General features: G+C 44.1%; 6 protein-coding genes. All 6 read left to right on the top strand.

The annotated features are described in order from the left end of the window. A partial coding sequence (locus D1164_RS23875) for a glycoside hydrolase family protein (protein WP_119352222.1) occupies positions 1-1,396 on the top strand: 1,396 nt, incomplete at its 5' end. A gap of 20 nt (positions 1,397-1,416) precedes the next feature. After that, positions 1,417-2,913, top strand: coding sequence for a glycoside hydrolase family protein (locus D1164_RS22775; protein WP_119352221.1), 1,497 nt, complete (start codon positions 1,417-1,419; stop codon positions 2,911-2,913). Positions 2,914-2,995: 82 nt separating this feature from the next. Further along, positions 2,996-3,904, top strand: coding sequence for an alkaline phosphatase family protein (locus D1164_RS22770; RefSeq protein WP_172594601.1), 909 nt, complete (start codon positions 2,996-2,998; stop codon positions 3,902-3,904). Between the two features lie 22 nt (positions 3,905-3,926). Then, positions 3,927-6,206 carry a GH92 family glycosyl hydrolase gene (locus D1164_RS22765; protein WP_172594600.1) on the top strand — a complete coding sequence of 760 codons (2,280 nt, stop codon included), beginning with the start codon at positions 3,927-3,929 and terminating at the stop codon, positions 6,204-6,206. Positions 6,207-6,223: 17 nt separating this feature from the next. Then, positions 6,224-8,272: a DUF4838 domain-containing protein gene (locus D1164_RS22760; protein WP_172594599.1), complete on the top strand. Its 2,049-nt coding sequence runs from the start codon at positions 6,224-6,226 to the stop codon at positions 8,270-8,272. A 32-nt stretch (positions 8,273-8,304) separates the two neighbouring features. Further along, positions 8,305-9,261 carry a metallophosphoesterase family protein gene (locus D1164_RS22755; protein WP_119352217.1) on the top strand — a complete coding sequence of 319 codons (957 nt, stop codon included), beginning with the start codon at positions 8,305-8,307 and terminating at the stop codon, positions 9,259-9,261. Positions 9,262-9,272 lie beyond the last annotated feature (11 nt).

The following is a 9,272-nucleotide window of genomic DNA, read 5'->3' as shown; positions in this document are numbered from 1 at the left end:
GTCAACAGCCGGCTTTACCGATGCTAATGCATTTGGCTTCTCTGCTGGCGCAAGTGGAATAGAAAATGTAAATGCTTTGCAAAAAGCAATCGATAAAGGGGGAACGATAGTCGTTTCTCAGCCGGGGGTTTATAAAATTGCCTCTACGCTTTATATTGGAAGTAATACGAGTATCATTTTTGGCGAAGGTGTGTCACTTAAAAAGGTAGATGAAAAGGGACCCTTTGCGCAAATATTTATTAATAAAGGAGCCCTAACAAAAACGTATGATGAAAATATAACGATAGAGGGATTGCATGTTATCGTAAATGGTGTAGATAATTGTTCTGACCTTATTTTAGGATTGCGTGGCGTTCTGGGTTTTTCATACGTAAAAGATTTACGGGTTAAAGGGTTACGTTGTTATGATCTTACGGGTTGTCAGTATTGTTTGCAGATTAGCCGGTTCGAAGATGTAATCATTGAAGATGTGATTATAAAGGGACAAAAAGATGGAATTCATTTTGGTCCCGGCAAACGATTTACCATCAGGGATGGCGTATTTCAAACTTTTGACGATGCCATTGCACTCAACGGCCAGGATTATTCCACATCGAATCCCGAGATGGGTTGGATTGAAGATGGGGTGATAGAAAACTGTTACGATCTGAACCAGGAAAAAACAGTGGGATATTTTTGCCGCATGTTGGCCGGTGGCTGGATTGACTGGAAAGAAGGAATGGAGGTGCAGCAGTCAGATGCAGTGGTGTCCAATGGAAGAATATACCGGGTTAAAATGCCGGCGGATGAAACCCTTTACACATCGCTTACCCGGCCTGATTTTGAAAGCGGGACAAAAGTATTAGATGGAATTACATGGGTAATGTCCCAGGAAATAATTTCATATACTGCCGGGGTACGGAATGTGGTTTTCAGAAACATTCAGTTGGAAAAACCACGAATTCCATTTTCCATCGAATTTAATATGGGAAAGCACAATCGTTCGTATTATTCGGGCGCAGAAATACCAGTACAGGAGAATATTATTCTTGACAACGTAAAAGTTCTCTACGATGCGAATATTCCTTTAATTCAAATCTCATCGCCGGTAAATATGATAACCATTACCAATTCGAGATTGAAAAATGTTGGTCTGAAAATTTATGGAAATGAGGTGCTTCCGGAATATCTGAAAACCCATACACTCCCGGAGTATTACAAAACCAACATCAATATTCATGGTTGCATTTTTGAACATAAAGGTGAAATGGTTTTGCTGCATAATACTGCCAAAGGGAAAGAGGTGCAGCTAAAGACTTCATCAAATGTGGAGTTGGGAGAAGGTTTTTCTGCAAAAGTTATAAAGGGAGGGGGAAATATTACTGTTCAGTCTGACTTAACAGGATTAAATAAATAAATAAGTACAAAAAATCGCTTATGAAAGGGATAAAACTATTACTGCTGTGGGGTATCCTGGCTGGGACAACACCGGTTGTTGCAAAAGCAAACGTAAAAACAATTGAAACAGCTCAATCAGGGGAAACAACCGGTTTTGCGGATGCTGCTTCATTTGGGTTCTCGCCGGGTGCTACCGGCATGCAGAATACGGCCGCCATGCAAAAAGCCCTTGATCAGGGGGGAACGATTGTTGTTTCGCAGCCCGGCACATACAAAATAGCAAAAACACTTTACATTGGCAGCGATACCGAGCTGGTTTTTGGCAAAGGGGTTTCGTTGAAAAAGGTGGACGAAGAGGGACGGTTTTCACAGGTGTTCATCAATAAAGGAGCGCTTACAAAAAAATATGACGAACGTATTACCATCGAAGGGTTGCATATTATCATGAACAATGTCGACAATTGTTCTGATTTGGTTTTAGGCTTGCGGGGTGTGCTGGGTTTTTCGTATGTGAAGGATTTAAAAATTAAGGGCTTTCGTTGTTACGACCTGACGGGGTGCCAGTTTTGTATCCAGATTTGTCGCTTCGAAGATGTAATCATTGAAGATGTGATAATAAAAGGCCAAAAAGATGGAATCCATTTTGGGCCCGGTAAGCGGTTTACCATCAGGGATGGCGTATTTCAAACATTTGACGATGCTATTGCACTCAACGGCCAGGATTATTCCACGTCGAACCCTGAAATGGGTTGGATTGAAGATGGCTTAATCGAAAACTGTTATGATTTGAACCAGGAAAAAACAGTGGGATACTTTTGTCGTATGCTGGCAGGTGCCTGGGTTGACTGGGAAGAAGGCATGAAAGTCCAACAGTCGGATGCAGTAGTATCCAACGGTAGAATATACCGGGTTAAAATGCCGGCTGATGAAACACTTTATGAGTCCGTAACACGACCTGATTTTGAAAGCGGAACAAAAGTATTAGATGGAATTACATGGGTAATGTCCCAGGAAATAATCTCGTATACCGCCGGAGTGCGGAATGTTACATTTCGGGATATTCAACTTGAGAAGCCCCGGATTCCGTTTTCCATCCAGTTTGATATGGGCCGGTTCAACCGTTCCTATTATCCTGGCGCTGAAATACCCGTCCAGGAAAACATTGTGCTCGATAATATAAAAGTGCTTTTTGATAAAGACCTGCCTGTAGTACAGGTGACTACGCCTTTAAATATGATTACCATTACCAATTCGAGGCTGAAAAATCGCATCTTTAATTTTTATGGCAACGAGGTATATCCAGACTATTTGCGTGCGAATACAATCTCTGAGTTTGGGAAAACACTGATCAATATTCACGGCTGTGTTTTCGATCAGGATAATGAGATGATTCTTCTGAAAAATTCGGGAAAAGGAAAGGAAATCGAACTGAAAACTTCTTCGAATATTGAACTGGGTGAAAATTTTTCTGCGAAAATAATTGAAGGAGACGGAAAAGTAATTTTTGAATCGGATCTGACCGGGCTGAAAGATTGAACTGTTTTATGCTGTGTGCTGAATGGTAATAAAATGGGGTAAAAAATGTTTTGAATTGCTTGTAATGACACAACTGAAAAGAATGAAAAAATATTTAATTTTAAGCATGATTGCAGGAGTGGGATTGTTAATCTCCTGTCAGAACAATACCGAAAGAAGTTTCAGAAAGGCTTCCCATGTGTTGGTTATCGGAATTGATGGAATGGGTTCGCACGGGCTGGAAATGGCCAACACGCCCCATTTGGATGAATTGATGGAAAACGGGGCCTGGTCAACAGATGCCAGAACCATTTTACCAAGTAAAAGCGGGCCGGCATGGAGTTCGATGATAACTGGTGCTACCGTTGAAAAACATGGTGTGGGAGACAACGGATGGACTGTAGAAGGTAAAAAGCTGGAGCCGGTATTCAAAGGCGAACACGATATGTTCCCAACCATTTTTGGTGAAATTCGCAGGTGCCTCCCCGAAGCGGAAGTAGGTGCTTTTTATCATTGGAGCAAGTTGGGTAATTTTATTGAAAAAGGAGTGTGTAATGTAAGTGAGCCGGGCAATTCTGAAAGCATTGCTACTGAAATGGCCTGCGACTTCCTGAGTGAGAAACAGCCGGATTTTACCTTTGTGCATTTGGATCATGTGGATCATGCCGGTCACCACGGCGGCTATCGTTCAGCGGAATATTCGAAAGCAATTGAACGGGCAGACAGTCTGGTGGGAGTGTTTACAGGAAAGTTGAAAGAGGCAGGAATGATGGAGGAAACGGTTGTTTTTGTCGTTTCTGACCACGGAGGCATTGAAACAGGACATGGAGGATCACACCCCGATGAAATGATTGTGCCTTTTATTATTTCGGGGAAAGGGGTGAAAAAAGGATATAAAATCGAACATCCTGTTTTTATATACGACCTGGCGCCAACTGTGGCATGGCTGTTTGGATTTGAGTTAAACGACTGGATAACGGGTGCTCCGCTGGTGAATGCTTTTCAAAATTGAAACCTATTTGAAAATGAAATCAATGAAATCAATGAAAAAATATATCAAAGGAATACAGGTAATGGCCATTTTATTGTTCGGTTCGTGTTCGGTGCAACAGGAAAAACGTCCGGTGGATTATGTTGATCCGTTTATTTGTACCCAGGACGATCATGGACAGTGGTTGCCGGCCGCACTGGTCCCTTTCGGGTTGGTCGAATTATGTCCGGATACATATCCCAGCAGTTTAACAGGAGATGGCGACTTCGCTCATGGAGGATATAATTATTCTGACAGTCAGGTGCGGGGATTTAGTCACCTGCACAAGGGAAGTTCAGGAGGTGGCAGGATACACGATCGGGCCGGACTGATTTCGTTGGTTCCCTATTCTCATTCCCGGGTCGACACTTTTTTTACCAACCCGGTACTGGACATTGATAAAAGTACAGAAACCGCGGCGGCGGGCTATTATAAGGCGCATCTGACACAGGATGATATTTTGGCGGAATTGACAGCTACCGAACATGTGGGGGTTCATCGCTACACTTTTAAGGAAGGAACCACTGCAAAAATATTTCTGAACAGTGGAAAAAGAGGCAGTTCTGTTTCTTCTTCCCTTGTGGCTCCCTCCCGGGTGGAAGGGGCTGTCGGAAATAAATATTTTGTAATTGAATTTAATTCTCCGGCCACCGCTACTTCTGTCTGGAATGGTTCTGCCATTGAAGCGGGAAATACTACCGGTAACCAGGCGGGTGGGGGACTTGTCTGCGAATTTGGAGACCTCAAAAATAATGTACTGCTGGTAAAAGTGGGGATTTCACTTACCGGGATTGACGCCGCCAAAAATAATCTGGAAACCGAATGCCCGGAGTGGGATTTTGATGCCACGCGGGAAAAGGCAGCCGATACCTGGAATGATATCCTTTCAAAAATTCAGATTAAAGGAAAAAATGAAGCCGATAAAACCATTTTTTATACCGCCCTTTACCATACCTGCTATTTACCGGTGGTGTTGAGCGATGTGGACGGGCATTATCCGGGCCTCGACCAGAAAATTCATAAAGCCGAAGGATACAAACATTACGGAAATTATGCATTTTGGGATTCGTTCCGCACCAAATACCCGCTGTACAGCCTGTGGATACCGAATGTTTACAGCGACATTGTAAAATCGTTGCGCGACATTTACCATCAGGCCGGCAACTGGGATCCCTTCCCGGACAACGACCATCCTCCACACGGTTTTTGTTTCACGGTAAGAGGAGAAGGTGGTTACAACCCGCACAATACCTGCAGGCACGAGCACATGCTGATGGTGATGACCGATGCCTACTTCAAAGGCCTGTTTGATATTAGCCTCGAATCGGTATATCCGAATATAAAGCATGAAGCAATGATTCAGATGCCGGAAAGGTACGATTCCATCGGGTTTATTCCGGCGCGCCCCGACCAAACAGGAGAATATTCCTGGGACAGCTGGTGTGTGGCGCAACTGGCAAAAGAGTTGGACAAAAAAGACGATTACAACTATTTTATGCAACGGGCCGAATACTGGAGAAATACCTGGGATCCCTCTATCCGTTTTTTTAGGGCCCGTGCGGCTGACGGTACCTGGCTAGATTTTCCGGAAGACCCGACGGTAAACCGTGAAAAATACACCTACGAAGGCAGTAAGTGGCATTGGCGCTGGAATATTCTTCATGATATGCCCGCATTGATTGAAACGTTTGGAGGGAAAGAACCCTTTGTTAAAGATTTGGAATACTTTTTTGATAACGATCTGTACACCGCCGGGAATCAAATTGACCTTCATGCCCCATTCCTGTTCAATTGTGCAGATTCCCCGTGGCTGACACAAAAATGGGTGCGAAAAATATTAACCGAACCAATTGTACAAAAATACGGGACACACAATTTTTTCCCGGAACCCATTTTTGATCGCGTGTACAAAACGACTCCCGACGGTTACCTTGAAGAAATGGATTGTGACTACGGATGTATGGCCTCTTGGTACAATCTGGCGGCTATGGGGCTTTACCAGGTCTGTCCGGGCGATCCGGTGTATCAGCTCACCGCACCCATATTTGACGAAGTATCTATTGATCTCAATAATTCCGTTTACTCGGGGGAAAAGTTTACCATAAAAACCCGAAACCTGAGCGATGAAAATATCTATATCCAGTCGGCTTCGCTGAATGGACAGCCATTTCAGCGTTCGTGGATTAAGCACGATGAAATTGTAAAAGGCGGCGAACTTATTTATAAAATGGGGTCTGTCCCCAATAAAGAATGGGGAAAGGGACAGAGTGTTCCTGCCAAATAATTCAAAAGCATAAAGGGATGAAACCAATTGTCTATTTACCTGCAGTTATTTTTTTTATCAGCATTTGGGGAGGATTGAAAGCAAAGGAATCTCCCAAAACAGTTTGGGTTGACAACGGTGTTGCCCAGGCAGTGATTGTTCTTTCGGATAATCCCTACAGCATGGCAGAGTATGCGGCGGAAGAGATGGTGTATCATGTGAAACGGGCTACCGGGGTAACAATTCCTGTTCAAAAGGAGTCTGAAAATATTTCTACTGCAATGCATCGTATTTATATCGGCCAGTCAGATGCTGCACGAGAGGCAGGAATAGATCATAAAAAGATGGAATCTGAGCAATGTATAATCCGCACTATTGAAAACAATCTTTTTATTGTTGGGAACGATGGCAAAGGCGATCCACTCGATTTTCAAAACCATCACACCGGTACTTTGTGGGGAGTGTACGAAGTGCTGGAGCGGACGTTAGGGGTAAAATGGCTTTGGCCGGGTGAATTGGGCACGCATGTTTCCCGACAGGAGAGCATCGGTATTGGTGAGTGGGATGAAAAGATTAAACCAACCATGGTACGACGCAATATACGTATCCGGCTATCCCGGTGGAATGACGGCAAAGGAATTGTAAACGGCTTCTCATCCCGAAAAGCTTATGACGATTATGCCAGGGAAGAAAAGGTTTTTTTGCGTCGGCACCGCATAGGACGTTCAGACGATCCACGTCCCTACACCGGGCATTCGTTTAATAGCTGGTGGTATGAATACGGGAAGAAACATCCCGAATGGTTTCAGAAGTTACCTGAAGGCGATCTTGCCAACGAATGGCGTGAACGTTTCAGCCCTTTTTACCCGATTTACAACACGATTCCTGAAGAAGGCTGGCCGGATTTTCGTGGTTCGGTTTCCTACCGTGGCAAAACATTGACTTCAATGTGTGTATCCAATCAGGAATTCCATCAGGAAATTATTAACCGCTGGAAAAAGCAACGGAAAAAAAATCCTGATCAGAAGCATATCATCCGGATTGGCGAGAACGATACACCGGCCCTTTGCACTTGTGATGATTGCCGCGCCCTGGATGCCCCCCAGCCAGCAGCGGAAGACTTTGATAAGCTTCCTGAATATGTGAAAGTGCCCTATACTCCCATGAATGCCGGACGACGATATGCTCTCTACTGGAAGCATGTGCATCAGTTGGCTGCGGAGGTGGATCCGGATGCCGTTGTAACGGCTTTTATCTATTTCAACTATTTTGTTGCACCTGAAGATGTTAAGCTGCATAAAAATATTGTGCTGAGTTTTGTCCCCTGGGATGGATGGTGGTTTCCGCGCTATCCGCAGGAACAACAGTGGTTACTCGATCAGTGGCAGAGTTGGCGGAACACCGGGGCCACGCTTTACTATCGTCCCAATTACATGTATAACGGAGGGTCAATGCCTCATGTTTTTGCCCGGCAAATGGCCGACGAATTTCAATTTATTTATCGCAACGGTTCCATTGGTACCGATTTCGATGCACTGACCGGTCAGTGGGCTGTTAACGGAACTACACTTTACCTCTTAAGCCGGTTGCATAATCGTCCGGGCGCGCCTGTTGATGAACTTCTCGATGAATACTATGCCGCATTCGGACCGGCTTCCCGGCATATTAAGGCATATTTTGATTTTTGGGAAGCTCATACTGTTTCCAACCGAGACCTCTATGGTTTTGGTGGTTCGCTGGAAGATTACAATCATTATGCGCATAAAATGTTTCCGCCGGAAAGTTTCGTGTATGCAGAAAAATTTCTCGAAGATGCAGCAAATAGTTTAGCCGGGGAAGAGAACCTGGAATATGCCCGGCGCGTAGATTTTATAAGAATGGGGCTGGAGCATGCCCGAAAAGAAGCAAAGCTGGCTACATTGTTTAGCGATGAAGGAACAAGCGAAAAGGAATGGCAAGAAGCCTTACTGGATTTGGTCGGGTTTCGGCGCAGGACGGAACATTTGCATATTGCCAATTTTTCCTATTCTGCCGGCAACGACTATATGGGTTGGGGCGATCGGTTTAATCTTACATCAGATAAATAGCAGACAAGTTCGATAATATAAACTTTTGAAAAATGAAAACACTAAAATTTTCTTTTCGGCCTAAAATCTGGGGTATTTTATGGGGAATCCTTTTTTCAGGTAATTTGCTTGCCCAGCCGGATACCCTGTCGTTTTTACATATTTCGGATACCCATCTCATTTTTAACCTCGATTTTTACCGTTCTGAACTTGCTGAGCCAAGAGAACATTACGGAGAGGGAGTTGAGCCGTTAAAGCAATTTCTTCTCTCTGCATCCGAAACAACGAACTGTGATTTTATTACAATTACCGGTGATTTGATTGATTTTTTCGAAATGGAAACAAAGGACGAAAAAATGATGGGTTTTCAGATCGAACAGTTTTCCCGCGTGATGGATGAAAGTCTTGTGCCGGTCTTTACGACGCTGGGAAACCATGATATTGCTGCATACAGTTGGGCAAACGGGGAAAAGGTAACTTCCCAAAATGTTGCCGGACGGGCAAGGGCTGACTGGATTAAAAATGGAGGATGTTTTACTCATGGTACTTATTACAGCCGGGTTTACGAAGTTGGAACAAAAACGTACCGGCTGATTTTCCTGGACGATGCATATAATAAATTTCAACCCGGAGAGAACGTTGAACTTCCGTATATTGACAAGCCGCAGATGCACTGGTTGAAGGCGCAGCTGCAAAAATCGGATGATGACATTGAGATTGTTTTGATGCATGTGCCCATTGTGCCGGCAAACAGCCCGGCCGATCCTTCCTGCGAACTCTATTCCCTTTTAGCAAAATATCCGTCATCTAAAATGGTATTGGCCGGGCATAATCATAAAAGCGCTGTCCGCGATTTTTATTCGGCAGAAAACAATAGAATTACCCAGGTGCAAACCGAAGCTTTTGGTAGTGGTGACGAGAATTGGCGGCTGATCCGTCTGACGGAAAATAAAATACTGGTTTCGTCTCCGGGCAGAATCGATAGTGAGTTGGAGATTTTAATTGACTAACGCATAAAATC

This window comes from Mariniphaga sediminis (assembly GCF_003573545.1).
In the GTDB taxonomy this organism is placed as follows: domain Bacteria; phylum Bacteroidota; class Bacteroidia; order Bacteroidales; family Prolixibacteraceae; genus Mariniphaga; species Mariniphaga sediminis.
Note: the sequence above shows the minus strand (reverse complement) of the source record. Positions and strands in the feature narration are given on the sequence as shown.

Bases quoted from the DNA above. Each gene is read 5' to 3' on its own strand.
- D1164_RS22755 (WP_119352217.1), top strand. From the start codon at position 8,305: ATGAAAACACTAAAATTTTCTTTTCGGCCTAAAATCTGGGGTATTTTA.
- D1164_RS22760 (WP_172594599.1), top strand. From the start codon at position 6,224: ATGAAACCAATTGTCTATTTACCTGCAGTTATTTTTTTTATCAGCATT.
- D1164_RS22765 (WP_172594600.1), top strand. From the start codon at position 3,927: ATGAAATCAATGAAAAAATATATCAAAGGAATACAGGTAATGGCCATT.
- D1164_RS22775 (WP_119352221.1), top strand. From the start codon at position 1,417: ATGAAAGGGATAAAACTATTACTGCTGTGGGGTATCCTGGCTGGGACA.
- D1164_RS22770 (WP_172594601.1), top strand. From the start codon at position 2,996: ATGAAAAAATATTTAATTTTAAGCATGATTGCAGGAGTGGGATTGTTA.